Origin of the sequence: Asaia astilbis JCM 15831 (assembly GCF_000613845.1) — a bacterium.
Classification (GTDB): Bacteria; Pseudomonadota; Alphaproteobacteria; order Acetobacterales; family Acetobacteraceae; genus Asaia; species Asaia astilbis.
Window position 1 is genome coordinate 184,784 of the sequence record NZ_BAJT01000003.1, and the last position, 18,594, is coordinate 203,377.

Genomic DNA, 18,594 nt, shown 5'->3' on the forward strand with positions numbered 1-18,594 from the left:
ATGAGCGGTGGTGAGTTCGATTTCATCGATCGCTTTTTCAAGCCGCTCGCCGGTGAGGGGGCGCTTGGGCTGAGCAATGACGCCGCTTTGTTCGACGTGCCGTCGGACAAGCAGATCGTGCTCTCGACCGACACGCTTGTGGAAGCCGTGCATTTTCTGCCCGACGATCCGGCAGAGACAATCGGTCGGAAATTGCTGCGCGTGAGTCTGTCCGATTGTGCGGCGATGGGGGCGGTGCCGCGCGCGTATCTGCTCAATATCAGTCGTCCTCCCGCCTTCGATGACCAGTGGTTCGCGAGTTTCAGCACCGGGCTTGCGCAGGATCAGGCGCGTTATGACGTGCGCCTTCTGGGCGGTGACACGACAGGCACCCGTGGTCCGCTGGTGCTGAGCCTGACGATCCTTGGCGAAGTGTCGCGTGGTGAGGCCATCAGCCGCTCTGGCGCATGTCAGGGCGACGCGCTCTGGGTCACCGGTACGATTGGAGACGCCGCGCTCGGGCTTCAGGCGCTGCTTGGCGAGTTATCGGACCCGGACGGGTATCTGAGCGATCGTTATCGTCTGCCGCAGCCACGTGTCGGCTTTCCGCTCGCGGATTTCGCGACAGCAGGGATGGATGTGTCAGACGGCCTTGTTCAGGATGCGGGGCATCTCGCGCGGGAAAGCAGGGTTTGCGTCGAGATCGACGTCGCGGCAGTTCCGCTCTCCCCACAGGCGCGGGATGCTGGCGCAGCATGGTTCGAAACCTGCCTGACAGGCGGTGACGATTACGAGCTTCTGTTTACAGCCCCCGATGCTGCTGCGGATCTGATCACGAACGCAGCCAGAGCCTGTGGTGTCCGCGTGGCGCGTATCGGCCGCGTCTGCGAAGGCCAGGGTGTCAGAGTATTAGGTGCGGACGCTCAGGAGATTTCGCTTACCCGTAAAGGGTGGCAGCACTTCTGAGGGCACAAGTGCTGTCGCAAGTGAGGCCAAGCACCCCCCTTACAAATTCAGGTCAGACGGTCAGTCTGCATAGAGATCGGCCAGCTCAGGACTGACTGATCTCCTTTTCATAGATGCGATGGGTCTTGTTCGGCTCTGGCACGAGACGTTTGACCAGATTAAGCATCGGCAGGTTCGTATCCAGAATCCAGCCCAGCTCGACACTCTTGTAGGGCAGGGTCGCGCGACGGCGGATCAGCTCGTCGATGGCGAGTGAGGGCATAAGCGCGCCGAGCAGCGTGCCACGGACCTTATGGGAAACGCCGAGCAGGATCACGCGAGCCGATTCAAAGCGATGGGAGAGCAATCGGGCGCCCAGTTTGGCCCAGCCGAGGGGGGAGGGTGCGCCTTCGATCCCCTGAAGGACATCGTAGATATTGGGCACGACCAGAGCCATGGCGGCCGGTTCACCAGCATGATCGATCTGGACGTAATGCTCGGGCCGAAGGACGAGCTTCAGCTGTGCGATGAGCGCATCCATCTCATAAGATTGTAATGGCACGAAATTATAGGTGCCAGCCCAGGCATCGTTATAAAGCGATCTGAGCACTTCGCCCTGAGCTGTGATCTGTTTTTTGGAGAGATGCGAGACGCTGACCTCGCCAAGTTTTCCCTGGCCCGGCTTGAGCGCGCCCGGAACGATGTGACGATCATCCAGATCGTCGGTCAGGTCGAGCTTGAAGGTGAGCAGATCGCGCCCGGTTTCGAGCCCCAGCTCTTCTATCAGACTATGAAGTTCGGGAGGATGCCAAGGCGTCCCGATCATCGGGGATTCGGTCTGCCCGGTGACCATCAGGCCTGACTCGCCATGATAGCCCAGTGTGACAGGCCCGCGCATGCGCTGCATGCCCTGGTCGCGCAGCCAACCCTCCGCGGCGTCGAAGAGCGCTTTGAGAATGCCGCGCTCAGGCAGGGCGTCGATCGCACCGAACCAGCCGATCTTCTCGTCCCAGGTGTCCAGAGCCTTGCCATCGACGATCGCCGCAATGCGTCCAACGGGCATTCCGTCACGCCACGCCATGAAATAGCGGATTGAGGCGTGACGAAAAATCGGGTTGCGCTTGGGGTCGAGCAGGTCGTTCTGCTCCATGTCCAGCGGCGCCTTGTAACCGTCGAGCCCCTTGTAGAGAACGCGGGGAAGCGTGATGAACGTCTTGAGATCCTTGCGAGAGATCACCGGACGGATACTTGTCACGGCGCTGGATGGAGTCCTGTCCCGGTTCGTCACAGCCTGAGGCTCCGTGAAGTCCAATGCACTCGTTGCGTCGGTGGTAAAGGAGTGGGGGGTGACCACCCGGTCAGCGACAAGCGCATCGGCGACGATCTGGCGGGAATCTGCTGCGTCCGGCAAGGTGAACTCTCTATGGCGATAGGCCGGCTGGACCACATGGCGTCACCGGATGATCACTTAATTGACGAAAGCGCGTTGAATGTCACGTTCAGAACGGTTTGCAAAGCCAGAGTTTGCACCCGATCACACCCTTATAACCGGAGCCTCGGGCGGTCTGGGCCGTGCTCTTGCGCTACATTACGCGCGTAAAGGCACCCATCTCACCCTATGGGGGCGCAATGCAGAACGGCTTGAATCTGTCGCCGTGGCCTGTCGAGAGAAGGGAGCGACAGTCTCGTGTCGGGTTCTGGCTCTGAACGATCTCGATGCGGGGATTGCCCAGTTTCGCAAAGATGAACGCGGGCGGCCTGTCGATCTCGCCATTCTGAATGCGGGTGTCTCCGACATCCGCCCGGAGGGCGCTCTGACCGAGAGCGTCGACGCCGTCAAGGAGGCTGCCTTGATCAATTATGCAGCGCCTGTCACGCTGGCGACGGAAGCAGCCTCCCACATGGCTGCGCGTCGCAGAGGCCGGATTGCGCTGATCGGTTCGGTCGCAGCCCATCACGATCTGCCTTTTGCTTCGGCCTATAGCAGTTCCAAGGCGGGACTGAGCCGCTTTGCGACCTGCCTGCATGCAGCGATGGCGCCTCATGGCGTGGGGGTGACGCTCGTCGAGCCGGGTTATATCGACACGGCGATGAGTCAGCGTCTCGATGGGGCGCGGCCTCTGCTGGTCTCACCCACAAAAGCGGCCTCTCTGATTGCCGCCGCTGTCGACAGGAAGCGCGCCGTTCTGGTGTTCCCGAGCGTGTTTCTGGTGCTTAAACTGGTATCGCATCTCGTGCCGCGTGCCCTTGCCCATCGGCTTTTACGCATGGCGAAAGTGAAACAGAACGCGAAAGATGTGTGATTTGTTATCGCAGGTGTTGACGTCCGCGTGCTCTCCTGCGAGTGCTGCATCACGAAATGCCAGAGCATCAGTTGCGGCTGATCCGTGCTCGGGCATCTCCCCAGGTTAGTGGAGCAAGTGATGCAGGATATTGTCACCGTCGATATTGGAGGCACGAACGCGCGGTTTGCGATCGCCAAAGTCGATCAGGGCCGCGTTGTCGAGCTCGGAGAGGCGACGACCCTTCGCACGGCAGATCATGCGAGCCTTGCCTTGGCCTGGGAGGCCTTCGGTCGCGCGATCAATCGCGAGCTGCCGCGTTATGCCGGCATTGCCATCGCCTGCCCGATACAGGGCGAGACGCTGAAGATGACCAATAACCCGTGGATCATCCAGCCTGGCATGCTTGCCGAGCGTCTTCATCTTGAAGATTTCACGCTGGTCAATGATTTCGGTGCCGTCGGTCATGCGGTCGCTCAGATTGACGATCGCTATCTAGAGCATCTTTGTGGTCCCGATCGCCCCCTGCCCAAAGAAGGTACGACCACCATCGTCGGTCCGGGAACGGGTCTGGGCGCTGCCTGCCTGTTGCGTCGCAAGGACCAGTATTTTGTCATCGAAACGGAAGGCGGGCATATCGATTTTGCCCCGCTTGACGAGTTTGAGGACAAGATTCTGCGCGCGCTGCGTCGGCGGTTCCGCCGCGTTTCAGCCGAACGGATTGTCTCTGGTCCGGGCCTGACCAATCTTTATGAAATCATTGCCGAAATGCAGGGCCTGCCCATCACCATGCGTGATAACAAGGCATTGTGGGAAATGGCGATGGAAGGCCGAGACTCAATGGCGGCTGCGGCGCTCGAGCGATTCTTCCTGTCACTCGGGGCTGTCGCAGGCGATCTTGCGCTGGCGCACCGTGCGCAGGGCGTTGTCATCGCGGGCGGGCTTGGCCTGCGTGTGGCTGGCAAATTGCCGCATTCCGGCTTTGCCGAGCGCTTTGTCGCCAAGGGACGTTTCGAGAGCATGATGGGCGACATGCCTGTTAAAATCATCACGCACCCTCAGCCCGGTCTGTTCGGCGCGGCGGCGGCTTTTGCCTCGGATCACGCTGACATCTAACTCAACGACGGCGTCGCGATGGCCGCATGTTGCGGATAATCCGGCTGCAGTAAGCACGTCGTGTATGTAGAAAATCTGTTTTCTCTTGCATGAAGAGCCCGGCTAACCGCCGGGCTTTTTGGCATTTTGGACCTGATCGTTTTCGAAGCGTACTCGGTGTCATCCTGCTTCTGATGACGTCAGGAAAAGTTGTTTTGCGTTTTGCTCTTCCTGGACTTATTGATTACGCAAAATTAATTTAACGTAGCGGTTCCGTCTTGTCCGGACATCGAGGCCAGAAATGAAAACAGTTCCGCTCGCAGAAGGGCCAGAGGTCTCGCCTCAACCGGAAAAGAGGAAGGCCTTTTACCGGCATACCTATTTTCAGGTTCTTCTGGCGATCGCCGTCGGGTCGCTGATTGGGCATTTTGCGCCCCAGACAGGTCAGGCTCTTCGACCCTTCGGGGATGGTTCATTCGCCTCGTCAAGATGATCATTCCTCCAGTCATCTTTCTGACCATCGTCACCGGCATTGCCGGAATGCGTGACCTGCGGGCAGTTGCGCGTGTCGCAGGCAAGACATTCGGGTATTTCCTGTTCTTTTCGACCCTGGCACTGATTGTCGGTCTGGTCACCGCCAATGTTATCCGACCGGGGGCAGGCATCCATGCCAAAGTCAGCGAGGCAGGTGATTATAGCGCGAGTGTGGCAGGTTATATCGGCAAAGCCCATGAAAGCAGCGTCACCGACTTCGTGCTGAACATCATCCCGGAGACCTTCGTTTCGGCTCTGACGACCGGCAACATCCTTCAGGCCCTGTTTGTCGCCATTCTGACGGGCGTCGGCCTTGCCTGATGGGTGAACGCGGTGCGCGCATCCATGAAGTGCTCGAAGAGATCTCGGCGGTTGCGTTCAAGATCGTCGGCATCCTGATGAAGGCCGCGCCCATCGGGGCTTTCGGCGCCATGGCATTCACCGTTGGCAAATACGGCGCTGGGAGCCTTGCCGATCTCGCTACACTGGTCGTAACCTTCTATCTGACGGCGATTATTTTCGTCGTTGTCATCCTCGGACTTGTCGGGCGGCTGGCCGGATTTTCGATCCTGCGTCTAATTGCCTATCTCCGCGCCGAATTGCTTCTGGTCCTCGGCACTTCTTCCTCCGAGAGCGCCTTGCCGAGCCTGATGGCGAAAATGGAACAGGCAGGATGCCCCAAAACCATCGTCGGCCTGGTCGTACCGATGGGCTACTCGTTCAATCTCGACGGCACGAATATCTATATGACACTTGCGGCGCTCTTTATCGCGCAGGCCTATGATATCCATCTGAGTTTCGGGCAGCAGATCCTGCTGCTCGGTATGGCGATGCTGTCTTCCAAAGGCGCTGCCGGGGTCACGGGGGCCGGATTCATCACGCTGGCGGCAACTCTGTCGATCCTGCCCACAATCCCTGAGGCCGGGATCGCCCTCATTCTGGGGGTCGATCGATTTATGAGCGAGTGTCGAAGCCTGACGAATTTCATCGGCAATGCGGTGGCGACCATCGTGGTGGCACGATGGGAGGGTGTTCTTAACCGGGAGGATCTCGCGCGGGCGTTGTCGGGGCAAAAAGCCGTGCCTCCTCGACTCTCAGAGTAGGGAATGGGCGTTGACTGTCATGATCATGGGAAGCCGGGATCGTTTTTCGCTCAAGCTTCTTGGGGCGGCGGCGACGTCACTGTCCCTTTTGGTCGAGCCTTCAGAGAGCGTCGCCGATAGTCGAAAAGACTGGAGACCTCTGGCGCCTCAGGCACGCTCCCTGTCAGGCTTAATCCGGCTCCTGACCCTCTCTCCCAGACACGTGCACCAGCAGAGCCTGCCGTCAGTGCCTATCCGGCTCCGGCGGCGGGTGATGGCGTAACGACGGCCGGATATAATCTTTCTCGCTGGGCGGAGGACTGGACGATGATGCGCGAGGCAAAAAAGCGTCGCGACGTCCTCGATCGTCTCAAATTCATCCCGCTCAATGCCAGGCAGACGATCTATCTGACGTTCTCCGGCGAGATGAGGCTGCGTCTCAATCAGACCAGTAATCCCAATCTCGGGAAAGGCCCGTTACAACGGCAGGAGATCATGCGTCTTGTGGGCGGGGCCGATTTGCACATCACCCGATATTTTCGTGCCTTCGGCGAGCTCGCCCATGGTGGCATATCGGGGCCGAATATCGGGGTGCCGACCGCGGCGATGCGGAATAAACTGTTTCTCCAGCAGTATTTTGCTGAGGCGGATGCGCCATTCTCGTCGCTGAATGCCGGAGTTCGCTATGGACGTCAGGAATTCACCGATGGCGCCAATCTCATGACATCGCAGCGCGATAACAACACGCTGCGTTTTGTGTTGAACGGGACCCGTTTCTGGCTGCGCGGTAAAAAGCTCAGAGGCGATTTCTTCGATTTTCATTACACACGTCTCGGCCATGGGGGCGCCCGTGACGATGTGATCGATCGCGGAATCAGGTTTTCAGGCGGAACGGCCGGACTTGTTATCCCCCACAGCTTTCTGGGGAAATCGAAGCTTTATCTCGATCCGTTTGTCTGGCGTCTGCGTAACCGTCGTGCCGTCTGGGGAACCGGACAGGCACGGGAAGAGAGAGTGTATTACGGGGCACGGCTTTGGGGGGACGTTGATCGTCTGACGATCGACTGGGTGGCCAATTATCAGAGTGGTCACTATGAAAATCGCCGGATCGAAGCCTTTCAGGTTTTTATGGCGCAGACCTACCGCCTCGGGGCGGCTCGTACGGCGCCGCGCATTGGCGTGCATGTTGACTATGCCAGTGGCGGCGGGGCTTTCGGAAAAGGCACGCTCCGGAACGCCACAGTACCTTTTGGCAATAACATCTATTACAGCTACCAGCTCTTTCTCACCCCGACCAACCTGATGGCGTTGGCGCCTAATGTGACAATCTCACCGATCGAGAGCGTACGACTGACCTTTGAGCATCAGTTTGCCTGGCGTGCGAGCCTGACGGATGCCGTGTATCGCGCGAATGGGACAGCATTTTCCGGTAGCCAGAGTACTCATGCACGCCGCGTCGCCCAGTCGACGCGCGCCCAAGCCGTCTGGACCTGACGAGACGGCTGAGTTTTACGGGGCGTTACGAGCATCTTCAGGCGGGACCTGCGTTGACACGAGCAGGGTGTACGAGCTCGGATTTTCTCGCAGGCTGGGCCAATTACCGCTTCTGACCAGAGGCCTCCTCGCGACTTACGCTCCGTTAGAGAGCTGTGTAAGCCGCGAGAGGTCAGCGCGCTCAGGCGCGCAAGCCGAGACGTGACTGATAGGTGGCAGGAAAGAGCGAGAGCGCCTTCAGCCAAGGGGTCGTGTCGGAATCATCGGCGAGCGACACGGAATCCACCCCGCAGGTCCGCAGAAACTGGGCCTGATCTGCAATCAGATGGCCTTCTGCACGGATCTCTCCCGCAAAACCGAAATATTCCCGCAAGGCGCGGGCCTGCGTGAAGCCGCGACCGTCACGGAAGATCGGAAAGGTGACGATGATGAGATCGAGATGATCCAACGCCGTACCGAGCGTCTCAACGTCAAAGTCCGGTGTCAGGCGGATGGCGCGGGTAGCTTCTGACATCTCCGCCACGGGCACGACATCGAGGCTCGCCGGGGCGGGATGGCGAACCGGCGCGAGGTCAAACTGTTTCATATGCCGCTTCCTTGAAGGGGGCGTCGCCGAGACGCGTCAAGGTGTCGAGGAACTGCTCGCCCTTTTCGCGCACACTCAAAAAGCGATCGACAATGCGTGCAATCGCATCGACCATGTCGTCTTCGGGCAGGGCCGCACCGAGGATATCACCCGTACGTGAGTGATCGTCGTCACGCCCGCCTAAAGTGATCTGGAAGAACTCTTCTCCCCGCTTATCCACGCCGAGCAGACCGATGTGCCCGACATGATGATGGCCGCAGGCATTGATGCAGCCGGAGATATTGATTCGTAACTTGCCGATCTCTTCCTGAAGCGCATTATCGGCAAAGCGGGCGCTGAGCTTTTGGGCAATCGGGATCGAGCGCGAATTGGCGAGAGCGCAGTAATCGAGGCCGGGGCAGGCGACGATATCGCCAATCAACTCGTGATTGGCATCGCCCAGACCGATATCCGTCAAAGCCTGCCAGAGCTCCACAAGGCGATCCTGCGGGACATGGGCCAGCACGACATTCTGCAGATGGGTGATCCGCAATTCGCCGAAAGAGAACTGATCGGCCAGATCGGCCAGTCGCTCAAGCTGATCCGAGGTGGCATCTCCTGGAATGCCGCCCGCGGGCTTGATCGAGACGGTCACGACGATGCGACCCGGCGCGAAATGCGGGTGGGTGTTGCTCCGTACCCAGCGATCGAACTCGACATTGCCGCGTCGGTCCTGAAGCAGCTTGCTTTCTGCTTCGGGCGACGCAGTGAGATCCGGAGCCGCAAAACGCGCCTTGATGGCCGCCACCGTTTCCGGGGCGAGGCGGTAATGGTCCGGGTTCATGCGCGATAATTCGTGCTCGACGGCCTTGCGGTAGCCGTCAATTCCGAGAGCCTGAACGAGAATCTTGATACGGGCCTTGTAGATATTATCGCGCCGGCCATAGGCATTATAGACGCGCAGCACGGCTTCGAGCGTCATCAGCAGGTCTGATTCTGGCACGGCATCGAAGAGTTCGTGTCCAACGAGAGGCGTGCGACCCAGCCCGCCGCCGACAAAGATCCGGAAAAGGGGACCGTTCTCGCCGGGACGCGCAATGATGCCGATATCGTGAAAGCGCGCCGCCACACGGTCCTGCGGGCTGCCCGAGATTGCGATCTTGAACTTGCGCGGCAGGAAGGTGAATTCCGGATGCAACGTCGACCACTGGCGGAGGATTTCAGCGTGAACGCGCGGGTCCATCAATTCGTCGGCAGCCGCACCGGCGAACTGGTCGCAGGTGACGTTGCGAATGCAATTGCCGCTGGTCTGGATGGCATGCATGTCCACATCGGCCAGCTGGCGCAGGATTTCTGGCGTTTCCTCGAGCTTGATCCAGTTGAACTGGATGTTCTGACGCGTGGTGAAGTGGCCGTAATCGCGGTCATAACGTCGTGCGATGTGACCGAGCTTGCGCATCTGACGTGAGTCGAGAACGCCGTAGGGAATGGCCACGCGCAGCATATAGGCGTGCAACTGCAGATAGAGGCCGTTCATCAGACGAAGGGGCTTGAATTCGTCCTCGGTCAGTTCACCGTCGAGGCGTCGCTGGACCTGCCCTTCGAATTCGGTGATGCGCGAGGCCAGAAACTCGCGATCTGCCGTCTGGTATTGGTAGAGACCGACAGGCGCATTCATGCGTCTAACTCCGTGGCAAATTGCGGGTGAACCGTGGGACCGAAAGCCCGGATACGCTCTCTCACGCTCACAGGCGCGACCGGCGGCCCAGGGAGCACGACCACCTCATAGACCCCGACGACACCGTCTTTCTGCTGATTTTGTGGCAGTTTCGAGCACCGATTCGTAGTCTTCAGGCGAGAGGACAGCGGCGTGAGCAATCGAACGCTGCCACGTACCATCGGCAGCGCGCCAGACGATCAGCCCATCGAGCAATCGGTTGGCCGTTAGCACCAGTGCTTCACCAGCGCCTATGCGTATCGCCCGTTTCATCCGTTATCCCGCCTCGTTTAAGCTATTCACCGCGTGGATTATAAACTATCCACGATGATCGTGTGTTTATATCACAGGAAACCGAGTCAGGAGCAAGGCGTCAAAGCGCGTCTGGCTTTGGTAAATTATGCGTTCACCTCTTGTCGCAAGGGGAAAATGCCGCATACCGGTGCCTTCAAACCTCTGTGGAGCTGAAACGATGCAGGATCGCTCACCCCTGTCGAAAGAAATTTTTCGTGATGCCATGGCTCGCCTGGCGAGTGCCGTGACGATTATCACGACGGATGGTGAAAACGGGCGCCACGGATTTACGGCCTCTGCCGTGTGTAGTGTTTCGGACGATCCTGCGACGCTGCTCGTCTGCGTGAATCGTTCGGCATCGACCATGCGCATCTCGTGACCCACGGTCTGCTGGCCATCAACATTCTAGCCCATGAGCAGGAAGCCTTGTCCTCCCTGTTCGGCAGCTCCCGATATGACATGGAGGCCCGCTTCAATGCCGGGACATGGCGTAAAGGTGAGATCGGTATGCCGATCCTCGAAGGGGCGCTGGTCTCACTTGAATGCCGGATCAGCCTGACGCAGGAAATCGGCACGCACAGCGTCTTCTTCGTGGAGCCGCTTTGCGCCGAATTCACCCGGCAGGAGACGTCGGGTCTCGTCTGGTTCGATCGCGCTATCGCCGGGCCTGACAGCGCGCCTAGGGCACTCGCGCCCGGTCAGACATGGTCGAGGAGAGCCTCGATCGTGTCGATCTGGAAGGCTTTCTGAATGAGGCTGCGCCCTGTCATCAGCGCGCGCCTTCTGGCTTCGATCTCGCCAGCACGGTCTTGTGCCGCCTCGTAATCGGCAATCTGGGCAAATCCGATTGTCCGGCGGATCATTTCCAGACCGGCAAAGCCTACAGCATCATGCATGACTTGCTGGAAGAACCGGGTGCGTTCTGTCCCACAGCTGGCGGGCTGGGTGAGTGATCCTAGGTCGCCTTGTGCGCCGCCATGCTCCCAGCGTTCAAGATAGGCACGTCTGAAGCTTGCCCAGAGAAGGGCGATTTCATCGCGCATCCAGTCCTCATGTCCGGTTTGTGCGTAGCCATTCATGACGAGATTGGCGATGAACATACCGAGATCGAACCCGATCGGGCCGTAAACGGCGAATTCTCCATCGATGACGCGCACATCGTCGCCGCTGATCATGATTGAGCCGGTATGCAGATCGCCATGCAAAAGCGCCTGACTGCTCGAGAGAAAACGCTCCTGCATCCGCTCCACGGCAGTGTGGAGCACTGCGTCTTCCTGAAGCGCGGTGACGAGGTCGTCCAGCTCGGGAGAGAGCCAGTGATTACGGGAGCACGCGCTGCGATAGGGATCGGTCAGAACGAGATCGACCGTGATGCGCGTCAAAGCCAGATTGCGCGAGAACTTGTCGCGCAGGGCGTAGACATCTTCAAAGGCGAGGGCACGCCATGACGTCGCATAGGCGGCATGGCCGACAAATTCACCGATCCGGGCAGCAAAACCCGCAGGGGCGACGCCGCTCACAAGGGCTGAGCGGAGCACCTGATGGCTGCCGAGATTTTCCATGACGATGAGAAAGAGCCCCTCATCGAGATGATAGAGCTCGGAAATCTGATGCCCAACCGCGGGGCTGACGGCCTGCATCCAGCGGGCCTCGAAGAGAGTGCGCTCGAGCGGCATGGCCCAGTTTGGATCGACGCGGACATAGGGCAGTGACTGCTTGCAGCAGACGCTACCGGCCGGGCCTGTCACGATGAAAACCGTGTTCAGATTGCCGTCGCTGACTTCACGCGCTATCCAGTCTGCGGCTTTTCCGCCGAGCCGTGCCGTCAGATCTGGCAGGGTTGCAAGATGGTCGATGAGCAGGGAGGCGGAGAGGGGGCGGTAGGCACTCATGGGGCAAGGCGCTCCAGCAGGGCGCGCGTCGTCGGCAGGACCTGCGAAGTGAGAGGGGCGATCTCGTGCCACGCATGGCATTCGAGCGCGTCATATTCGTCATTGGCCTTGGCCTGCCAGCCTGCACGGATCGCGTCGAAGCTCAGCTCGGTGCGAATGGCGAAACCGAGGTCGATGATATGGGTGGTGTCATGCTCGCAGGCGAGGAGAGGGTCGGTTAGTATCACGTCGTGGCTAAGTCCGACTTCCTCGTCCAGTTCAGCCAAAAGCTGTTCCGGCAGATTCACCGTGTCGCTCGCTTCACGCGCCTCGACGCTCCCCGCCGGGACGCCCTGCCAGAACCCGCAGATAGAGCGAGGCAGGATTGCGCCGTCCCAGAACCACCCCTTCAGGGCAGATCAGTAACCCTGTCACGGCGAGAGAGCGGAGTTTCAGTCGGGCTGCTAATTCGGGCGACCGCATCTGAGCCAGAACCCAGCGATACTCGCACCAAAACCCGGATATGGCGTCAGGCTTGAGGTCGGAGACACAAAAAACCCGACCGTTATAGAGTTTCGGATGGTGTCGGCGGGTGTCCCGCCAGACGGAGTCGATTCCCTCTAGAAGAGCGGAGTCTTCAAGCTCCGGTGCGGGATGGCAGGAGACGATCAGGCGCTGAGAAAGCGTCGTGAGCTGCCAGTTCTGCTGCGACGGGTTCATGAGCTTGCGTCATGTGCCTGGAGGATGCTGTCGAGTTCGGAAAAGACAGCGTCGCTGAGGGTATCGTCGCAGGAGCGCGCGTTGGCCTGCACCTGAGCTTCGGACGTGGCTCCGGCGATGACGCTTCCAACCTGCTGGTGTCTGAGAAGCCACCCGAAAGCCAGATCTGTAAGGCTGGCATTATGACGCTCGGCGAGTGCAGTCAGCGTCTTGATGAAAACCCAGACAGTAGGGCTGCGATATTGCTCCTGAAGATAGGTCCAGGCGGCAAGGCGTGACCCTTCGGGCGGTGGTGCGTCTTGGAGATATTTGCCGGTCAGCATGCCCGAGGCCAGGGGGAAATAGGGCAGCAGACCAAGACCGAAATGGGTCAGCGCGGGCAGAAGATCGTTTTGTGCCTTGCGTTCGAGAAGCGAGAACTCGTCCTGACAGGAAATGATTCCAGAAAATCCCTCGCGTTTCGCAATATGGCAGGCATCGGCGACCTGCCACGCAGGCAGGTTGGAGACGCCAGCGTAGCGGATCTTTCCTGCGCGGATAAGATCGTCAAAAGCGCGGAGCGTTTCCTCCAGCGGCGTCTGTGGATCGGGGAAATGCAGCTGATAAAGATCGATCCAGTCGGTCTTCAGGCGGCTCAGACTCGCATCGACGGCTTGCATGATATAGCGGCGAGACCCGCCGGAGGTGAGCCCCGCCTCATCGGCGCCACCTGCGAGATTCATACCGAATTTGGTCGCGATCACGGCTTTGCTGCGCCGGGTCGCAAGGGCCGCACCAAGGGCTTCTTCAGAGGCGCCTGCATAGGTGTCGCGTCGCCCGTAGACATCGGCAACGTCGAAAAAGGTAACGCCCAGATCGAGCGCGGCATCGACAAGGCGGTGGGATTGCTGCGCGTCTATGCGACCGCCCAGATTATTACAGCCCAGCCCAAGTTCTGAAACGATCAGGCCAGACTGCCCGAGAGAGCGATAGCGCATAGCCGCCTCCTTCAATAGGGACGCAAGTCTAGTTCAGTAAAGACGAGACGCAAGTATCAAGCGTGCTTCAGGTCGACTAGGGGAGCAATAATCTTACTGAAACGGGGCAGTGATCCGACAAAGTGAAGCTGGCATCTTCCGGCGGGTAGACGAGAACGCGCAGACTGTCCTTGACCAACCAGTCTCGTGCAGCTCCGCCAATCAGCAGGTGATCGATAAAGTAATTCCCGTCCTCGCAGGGGCTGGCATATCCTGCGGTTGTCAGGACCGGGGCCGTTCCGTCGATCATCCGCATGAAATAGGGATCGCGAAGAGTGAAGCGGCGATTGAAATCTCCGAGCACGACATAGGCGTCTCCCTCATCTTCCCGCTCCGCAATCCAGTTCGAGATCAGGTCGATCTGATCGCGGAGGATCGGGCAGGAGTAGCCTTTCTCCGACCAGCGGCGGAACCAGCATCCGGATTTGAGGTGGACGATCAGCAGATGCAGGACATGTTTGCCGTTGCTCACCGTTAGATCGAGGCCCGGTCTCAGGGGATGTCCGCCGCGATAAGGAGAACGGTCGAACTCCGGAAGCTCTTCATGAGTCACGACGTGCCAGGGCGCGCGTAGAGCGACGCCCAGATTCTGCACGATGGGCGCTTTGCTCATGACGAGCTTAGTGTCGGGTGAGGGGAAGAGACGCCTCAAGGCGGCCTCGTCGCTGACTTCCTGAACGGCGACAATATCGGCATCGAGACGATAGGCGGTTTTTCTGAGAGCGGACCAGTCAGGTGCCGAGCGATGGGGGATGTTTACGGGCAGGCCCGGTGCTGACGCGGGGAGCTGCGTCAGCCAGTCAAGATTCCAGGTGGCAATCTTGAGGGAAGCGGCTTCCGCTGTCCGGGACAGGCCCCAGACAGCAAGAAGCAGAAGGCAGAGACGATCAGACCGTAACGCCAAGATCGCCGAGAACATCGCGAACCGTGCGTTCTTTGCGGGTCTGCTCGTCAATAACGACGACCTGACCGGTGCCGATATCGTAGAACCAGCCCTGCAGTGCGATTTCACCAGCGGCCAATGCGCCGACGACAGCGGGGTGGGTGCGGAGATGGGCCAGCTGCAACAGCACGTTCTGCTGTGCGAGTTCGCGGACTGTCTCCGGACCAGCGTCCTCCGCCTTGAACGGACCAAGAGCCGCGCGGGCTGCCTCGGCGTTGCGAAGCCAACGCTGAACTGTCGGCATCGCGTCGAATTTGGGGTTGTTCAGGTCGCACAGGGCGCCCATTGCACCGCAATTCGAGTGGCCACACACAACGATGTGCTTCACCTTTAGGACGAGCACAGCGTATTCGATGGCCGAGGAAACGGCACCGAGCATCTCGCCATGAGGCGGAACAATGTTGCCCACATTGCGGACAATGAACAGATCACCGGGAGATGTCTGGGTGATCATGCTCGGATTGATGCGGCTATCGGAGCAGGTGATGAACAAGGTGGACGGCGCCTGGCTTTCCGCAAGGCTCTGGAAAAGCTCGCGGTGCCCTTCATAAACCTCTTCGTCGAAATACTGGACGCCCTTGAGCAGGTCGATCAGGCTGTTTTCGATTGCACTCTTCATCGAGACCTCATCTGAAAAAGAGGGTGTGGCTTGCTGTGAGTTTTTTGCCACACCCGGAACTGAGATGACTCCGATGCCGTAGATTTTAAAGGGTGTCCATGCTATAATCGCAAGGAATATCCTTTGTCATGAAGAGGTCAGGCGGAAATGATCTGCCTGATTGCTGCGAAAACGGCGTCGCTATTGGCTTGTGGGCCTCCTGCCTGCGCCATATCGGGACGACCGCCGCCGCCTTTGCCTCCCATCTCTGCTGAGGCCAGACGGACCAGATCGACCGCACTGAATCGATCATTGAGGTCTTTCGTTACAGCTACCACGACGCTGCCTTTGCCTTCGGCCGTCGAGATCAGCGTGACGACGCCACTGCCGATCTGCTTGGTAATGGCTTCGGCGACATTCTTCAGCTCGCGCGGGGCGACATCGCCCAGATCACGCGGGATGAACGTGATGCCGTTGATCGTCTCACTAGCCGAATCTGTCTGACCTGTCGCAAGACGCTTCTGCAGTTCGGAAACCTGACGCTCGAGCGCACGACGTTCTTCCACCAGAGTGGCAAGACGGTCGGGCGCCTCGGCGATCGTCGATTTCAGAAGATCTGCCATACGGCGAAGACGCTCGTCGCTTCGAGCGCCAACCGGTCGGCGGCAAGGCCACAGACAGCCTCGATGCGACGCACACCCGCCGAAACACCGCTTTCAGAGACAATGCGGAAAGGCCCGATCTCGCCGGTATGCCCGACATGCGTGCCACCGCAAAGCTCGATCGAATAAGCGCCTCTCTCGTCGTCACCCAGTCCCATGGAGACGACGCGAACTTCGTCTCCATATTTTTCACCGAACAAGGCCATCGCGCCTTCGGCAACGGCGGTCTCAGGTGTCATGATGCGAGTTTCGACAGCGCTGTTTTCGCGGATGCGCGCATTGACCTCGCGCTCGACCAGCGCCAGTTCGTCGGCAGTGATCGGACGGGGCTGGGAGACGTCAAAACGCAGGCGCTCTGGCGCATTCAGGCTGCCCTTCTGGGCAACATGGTCACCAAGCTGGCGGCGCAGAGCTTCGTGAAGAAGATGGGTCGCCGAGTGATGGCTTCGCACGGCCTGACGGCGTGTGTGGTCAATCTCTGCCGTGACGGACTGGCCCGGGCGCAGCGTGCCTTCGACAACCCGGCCATAATGAACTAGCAGATCGCCATTGCGCTTTTGGGTATCGGTAATCTCGATCCGCACCCCATCGCCTACGAGCAGACCATGATCGCCTACCTGACCACCGCTCTCGCCGTAGAATGGGGTCTGGTTGAGCAGGATTGCAATCTCATCGCCCGCAGAAGCGGCATCGCTTTCAATGCCGGCCTTTGCGATCAGAATGACTTCGGCATCGCTCTTTTCCGAGCTGTAGCCAAGGAATTCGGAGGCACCGAAACGCTCGCGCGCGTCGAACCAAATCGTCTCCGCAGCAGCATCGCCCGAGCCGACCCAGGCGGCACGGGCGCGGGCACGCTGCTCAGCCATGGCGGCTTCGAACCCGGCGACGTCGACGGTCCGATTCTGCTCACGCAAGGCGTCCTGCGTCAGGTCGAGTGGGAAGCCGAATGTATCGTAGAGCTTGAACGCCACGTCACCGGGAAGCGCCCCCCCTTCGGAAACACGGGCCGTCTCGTCTTCGAGAAGCGACATGCCGCGTTCGAGCAGGGCGGTGAAGCGTTCTTCCTCACCTTTCATGGTTTCGGTGATGAGTGATTGGTACTGGACCAGCTCCGGATAGGCCAAGCCCATCTGACGGATGAGGGCCGGGAGCAGGCGATAGAAGACCGGCTCCGTAGCGCCCAGACGCTGCAGATGGCGCATGGCACGGCGCATAATGCGGCGTAGCACGTAACCGCGTCCGTCCTTGGACGGCATGACGCCATCGGCAATCAGGAATGCCGTCGAGCGGAGATGGTCGGCGACGACGCGATGGCTGGCGCGCAGCGTCCCGTCCGGGTCGGTGTTCAGCGTGTTTGCGGTTGCCTCGACAAGGCTACGCAGCACGTCGGTGTCATAGACGTCGCGCTTGCCCTGCATGACGGCCGCAAAGCGCTCCAGACCCATGCCCGTGTCGATCGACGGGCGCGGGAGCGGGGCACGCGTGCCGGGCGGGCCTTCCAGATACTGCATGAAGACGAGATTCCAGATCTCGACAAAGCGGTCGCCGTCTTCCTCCGGAGAGCCCGGCGGGCCACCCCAAACATCGGGACCATGATCGAAAAAGATCTCGGAGCACGGGCCGCAGGGACCCGTGTCACCCATGCGCCAGAAATTATCCGATGTGGGAATGCGGATGATTTTCTCTTCCGGCAGACCCGCAATCTTGCGCCAGAGATCGGCTGCTTCTTCATCCTCGGCATAGACCGTGGCGAGGAGCTTCTCCTTGGGAAGGCCATAGCCTTTGGTCAGCAGGCCCCAGGCGAACTCGATCGCATCGGCCTTGAAATAATCGCCGAAGGAGAAATTGCCGAGCATTTCGAAAAAGGTCAGATGGCGAGCGGTGTAGCCACATTGTCCAGATCGTTATGCTTGCCGCCGGCACGCACGACTTTCTGGGCCGTGGTGGCGCGGGTGTAAGGACGGGTTTCCTGCCCGGTGAACACATTCTTGAATGGCACCATTCCTGCATTGGTGAAAAGCAGGGTCGGATCGTTTTGGGGAACGAGCGGGGCGGAAGGTACGATTTTGTGGCCCTGGTCTCCGAAATACTTCAGAAACGCGCTGCGCAGCTCATTCGTGGTGGTGTCATGCGGAGATGTTGTCATGGCGCGAGCAGAAAATCCCGATTGCGGCGTGAAGATGGCATCTCCACTAGAGCAAAGAGACCGCAAAGGAAATGTTTTGCGCGCCTCGGTTCAGGATTTCAGGTCGTGATCCGTCGGGTCGATGTTCAATGAGACGGCCATCTGCGCCAGCTCCATCGGTGTCTCGGGAACCTTCTCACGAAAGACAAGCTTGCGCGACAGGCTGAAATTGGCGGTCAGACCCATGAGCGCCCCTGCGGCCAGCGGTATCGCAACGTGCTTTGAGCAAAACGGAATGGTAAAGCAGAGCGTGTAGACCGTGCCGCGATTGAGCAGAAAACCGAAGCTGTTGGCAGTCAGAAAGCGAAGCCATTGCAGAACCGGGTGATCGCGGTGGGCAACGTTCTTAAAGGTCCAGAGCTGGTTGAGCAGCCAGTTCAGACTGGCCACGGCGAAATAGGAGAGAAGGGCGGCGGCGGTCAGTCCGAGATGAGGACGCAACAAGGTGACGATCAGAATGTCCCAAACCAGGCCCATGGCCCCGATCGTTCCAAAGCGTATGAACTGGCCAAAGAGCTGCCGTGGTGCCCGCGGATAGAAGATCCGGTTCTTCTGCACTTTGGCCCTGCCTTTCGAAAACTCTGGTAAGTGGCGTCCCGCTGGTAAGACGAT

At 59.5% G+C, this 18,594-nt stretch carries 19 protein-coding genes and 2 pseudogenes; 8 read left to right on the plus strand and 13 right to left on the minus strand.

Features of this window, described 5'->3' with window-relative positions:
- Entirely contained in the window at nt 1-945 is a 945-nt protein-coding gene (gene thiL / locus JCM15831_RS03555; protein WP_035773775.1) for a thiamine-phosphate kinase, read from the plus strand.
- Between the two features lie 85 nt (nt 946-1,030).
- On the opposite strand, the gene JCM15831_RS03560 is transcribed toward thiL, so the two are convergent.
- A complete protein-coding gene (locus JCM15831_RS03560; RefSeq protein ID WP_232227975.1) occupies nt 1,031-2,371 on the minus strand; it encodes a GNAT family N-acetyltransferase in 1,341 nt (446 codons plus the stop codon).
- A 43-nt stretch (nt 2,372-2,414) separates the two neighbouring features.
- Between JCM15831_RS03560 and JCM15831_RS03565 the strand changes: the two genes are divergently transcribed.
- The 6 genes from JCM15831_RS03565 to JCM15831_RS16400 all read left to right on the plus strand — a co-directional run bounded on the left by JCM15831_RS03565 (nt 2,415) and on the right by JCM15831_RS16400 (nt 7,411).
- On the plus strand, nt 2,415-3,227 hold the full coding sequence (locus tag JCM15831_RS03565; protein ID WP_025822766.1) for an SDR family NAD(P)-dependent oxidoreductase: 813 nt from the start codon (nt 2,415-2,417) through the stop codon (nt 3,225-3,227).
- Nucleotides 3,228-3,347: 120 nt separating this feature from the next.
- On the plus strand, nt 3,348-4,322 hold the full coding sequence (gene glk, locus JCM15831_RS03570) for a glucokinase (RefSeq protein WP_025822767.1): 975 nt from the start codon (nt 3,348-3,350) through the stop codon (nt 4,320-4,322).
- Between the two features lie 468 nt (nt 4,323-4,790).
- Nucleotides 4,791-5,156, plus strand: coding sequence for a cation:dicarboxylate symporter family transporter (locus JCM15831_RS24165; RefSeq protein ID WP_456303424.1), 366 nt, complete (start codon nt 4,791-4,793; stop codon nt 5,154-5,156).
- Nucleotides 5,156-5,938 carry a cation:dicarboxylate symporter family transporter gene (locus tag JCM15831_RS24170; protein ID WP_456303425.1) on the plus strand — a complete coding sequence of 261 codons (783 nt, stop codon included), beginning with the start codon at nt 5,156-5,158 and terminating at the stop codon, nt 5,936-5,938. Before JCM15831_RS24165 ends, JCM15831_RS24170 begins: the two co-directional genes overlap by 1 nt.
- Nucleotides 5,939-5,948: 10 nt before the next feature.
- Nucleotides 5,949-6,200, plus strand: coding sequence for a hypothetical protein (locus tag JCM15831_RS21350; protein ID WP_156938726.1), 252 nt, complete (start codon nt 5,949-5,951; stop codon nt 6,198-6,200).
- 44 nt (nt 6,201-6,244) lie between these two features.
- Entirely contained in the window at nt 6,245-7,411 is a 1,167-nt protein-coding gene (locus JCM15831_RS16400; protein WP_156938727.1) for an alginate export family protein, read from the plus strand.
- A 181-nt stretch (nt 7,412-7,592) separates the two neighbouring features.
- Here the strand turns inward: JCM15831_RS16400 and JCM15831_RS03585 are convergent, their stop codons facing one another.
- From JCM15831_RS03585 to JCM15831_RS20820, 4 genes are read right to left on the minus strand one after another with little or no spacing between them, the layout of a single operon-like run.
- Entirely contained in the window at nt 7,593-7,997 is a 405-nt protein-coding gene (locus tag JCM15831_RS03585; RefSeq protein ID WP_025822768.1) for a DUF934 domain-containing protein, read from the minus strand.
- On the minus strand, nt 7,984-9,654 hold the full coding sequence (locus JCM15831_RS03590; protein ID WP_025822769.1) for a nitrite/sulfite reductase: 1,671 nt from the start codon (nt 9,652-9,654) through the stop codon (nt 7,984-7,986). Before JCM15831_RS03590 ends, JCM15831_RS03585 begins: the two co-directional genes overlap by 14 nt.
- Nucleotides 9,651-9,758, minus strand: coding sequence for a DUF2849 domain-containing protein (locus JCM15831_RS23610; protein ID WP_306301814.1), 108 nt, complete (start codon nt 9,756-9,758; stop codon nt 9,651-9,653). Before JCM15831_RS23610 ends, JCM15831_RS03590 begins: the two co-directional genes overlap by 4 nt.
- A 1-nt stretch (nt 9,759) precedes the next feature.
- Complete coding sequence (locus tag JCM15831_RS20820) at nt 9,760-9,966, minus strand: DUF2849 domain-containing protein (protein WP_306301815.1); 207 nt, start codon at nt 9,964-9,966, stop codon at nt 9,760-9,762.
- Between the two features lie 244 nt (nt 9,967-10,210).
- Here JCM15831_RS20820 and JCM15831_RS16405 point away from each other — a divergent pair.
- A pseudogene (locus JCM15831_RS16405) lies at nt 10,211-10,737 on the plus strand (flavin reductase family protein).
- Here JCM15831_RS16405 and mtnK read toward each other — a convergent pair.
- The 8 genes and pseudogenes from mtnK to JCM15831_RS03630 form a co-directional block, all read right to left on the minus strand.
- Nucleotides 10,686-11,879 (minus strand): S-methyl-5-thioribose kinase, encoded by a 1,194-nt coding sequence (gene mtnK, locus JCM15831_RS03600; protein WP_025822771.1) that lies wholly within the window; start codon nt 11,877-11,879, stop codon nt 10,686-10,688. The pseudogene JCM15831_RS16405 and the gene mtnK overlap by 52 nt on opposite strands.
- Nucleotides 11,876-12,166 carry a hypothetical protein gene (locus JCM15831_RS19930; protein WP_051528283.1) on the minus strand — a complete coding sequence of 97 codons (291 nt, stop codon included), beginning with the start codon at nt 12,164-12,166 and terminating at the stop codon, nt 11,876-11,878. The genes mtnK and JCM15831_RS19930 overlap by 4 nt, the downstream gene beginning before the upstream one ends.
- Nucleotides 12,167-12,179: 13 nt before the next feature.
- Complete coding sequence (locus JCM15831_RS19935) at nt 12,180-12,578, minus strand: hypothetical protein (RefSeq protein ID WP_051528284.1); 399 nt, start codon at nt 12,576-12,578, stop codon at nt 12,180-12,182.
- Nucleotides 12,575-13,555, minus strand: coding sequence for an aldo/keto reductase (locus tag JCM15831_RS03610; RefSeq protein ID WP_025822773.1), 981 nt, complete (start codon nt 13,553-13,555; stop codon nt 12,575-12,577). Before JCM15831_RS03610 ends, JCM15831_RS19935 begins: the two co-directional genes overlap by 4 nt.
- Before the next feature lie 76 nt (nt 13,556-13,631).
- Nucleotides 13,632-14,513: an endonuclease/exonuclease/phosphatase family protein gene (locus JCM15831_RS03615; RefSeq protein ID WP_084490535.1), complete on the minus strand. Its 882-nt coding sequence runs from the start codon at nt 14,511-14,513 to the stop codon at nt 13,632-13,634.
- Nucleotides 14,482-15,156, minus strand: a complete 675-nt coding sequence (locus tag JCM15831_RS03620; protein WP_025822777.1) for a carbonic anhydrase — start codon at nt 15,154-15,156, stop codon at nt 14,482-14,484. Before JCM15831_RS03620 ends, JCM15831_RS03615 begins: the two co-directional genes overlap by 32 nt.
- 137 nt (nt 15,157-15,293) lie before the next feature.
- Nucleotides 15,294-17,943, minus strand: a pseudogene (gene alaS / locus JCM15831_RS16415) (alanine--tRNA ligase).
- A gap of 90 nt (nt 17,944-18,033) precedes the next feature.
- Complete coding sequence (locus JCM15831_RS03630) at nt 18,034-18,540, minus strand: GtrA family protein (protein ID WP_025822779.1); 507 nt, start codon at nt 18,538-18,540, stop codon at nt 18,034-18,036.
- Between the last annotated feature and the right edge of the window lie 54 nt (nt 18,541-18,594).